The 1,195-nt window shown below is 70.3% G+C and carries 2 protein-coding genes; both read right to left on the bottom strand.

Going from position 1 to position 1,195, the window contains the following annotated elements; translation table 11 throughout:
* Positions 1–173: 173 nt before the first annotated feature.
* Entirely contained in the window at positions 174–434 is a 261-nt protein-coding gene (gene rpsT / locus GH736_RS23195; RefSeq protein ID WP_159607402.1) for a 30S ribosomal protein S20, read from the bottom strand.
* Between the two features lie 165 nt (positions 435–599).
* Positions 600–1,040: a VOC family protein gene (locus GH736_RS23190; RefSeq protein ID WP_235934654.1), complete on the bottom strand. Its 441-nt coding sequence runs from the start codon at positions 1,038–1,040 to the stop codon at positions 600–602.
* Positions 1,041–1,195: the final 155 nt, after the last annotated feature.

Below are 1,195 nucleotides of genomic sequence, written 5' to 3'. Positions count from 1 at the left end.
CGACCCCGTGTTCGCGCTCGAGCGGCTCATCGGCGTGATCTCCGCCCGCGGTCGCGCGGCTCCCTGACGCGGCATCCGACCGCGGTCGACGAGGCCTCGCACGGGGTGCGCGGCCGGCGCAGGAACGACGAAGGCCCCGCACATCGTGCGGGGCCTTCGTCAACGGTCATGCGTCAGAGCGCGGCGACCTGCTTCGCGATGGCCGACTTGCGGTTCGCTGCCTGGTTCTTGTGGATGACGCCCTTGCTGGCCGCCTTGTCGAGCTTGCGGGTCGCGTTGCGGAGGGCGGTCGTCGCCTTGTCCTTGTCGCCGGTGGCGATCGCCTCGCGGGCGGCGCGCACGGCGCTCTTGACCTCGCTCTTGACGGCCTTGTTGCGCTCCTGCGCCTTCAGGTTGGTGCGGATGCGCTTGATCTGCGACTTGATGTTTGCCACGTGGGTATCTTTCGTTCGTGTGTGGGTACCGGATGTGCCGATGAAGGTAGAGGGGCCTCACCGGCGAATCGTGCGGGGTGGGACCCACACGGAAGCCAACAGACAACGATACCAGTTCGCCTTCGACCCTCCAAAGCGGCGAGTCGGGGGTTCGGCGGCGGGGGCTCACCGCTCGGGCGGCACGAACCGGCTGGCCGTGAACACGCCGCCCTGCGGGTCGCGGATGAGCGCCTCCCGCGTCCAGTCCGTGTCGGTCGAGGCGAGCACGGTGCCGCCGAGGCGCTCGGCGGTCGACGCGGCCTCGTCGCGGTCGGCGACCGTGAAGGTGACGTGCCAGTGCGGTGGTTCGCCGTCATGGGCCGGCGCCAGCCAGCCGATCGCGTCCTCGAACTTCGGCGGCGTGATCGCGCTCGCCTGTCGTTGCCGGATGTCGGGGTCGACCGTCGCCGCGAGGTGGTCGCCGTACCCGGGGCACCGGATGAGGGTGGCGAAGCCGAGGTCGGCGAACTCCCACCCGAACACCGCCTCGTAGAAGCGGGGCTGAGCGGGATCCGACGTGTGCAGGTCGCTGAAGTTCCACGCGCCGGGCTCGTTGACGACCTGCACGCCGGCGCGCGCGCCCGCCTGCCACAGGCAGAATCGCTAGATGTCCTTGACGCGACCGCGCTCACTCGTGCGCGCCAGCGACAGGAAGAGCCGCTTGCGCAGTTCAAGAGACGCGCGTCCGCGGTGCACGTCCTGGGCGGGCCGATCGTCCGGCT

The sequence above is a fragment of the Agromyces humi genome (assembly GCF_009720255.1).
In the GTDB taxonomy this organism is placed as follows: domain Bacteria; phylum Actinomycetota; class Actinomycetes; order Actinomycetales; family Microbacteriaceae; genus Agromyces; species Agromyces humi.
Note: the sequence above shows the minus strand (reverse complement) of the source record. Positions and strands in the feature narration are given on the sequence as shown.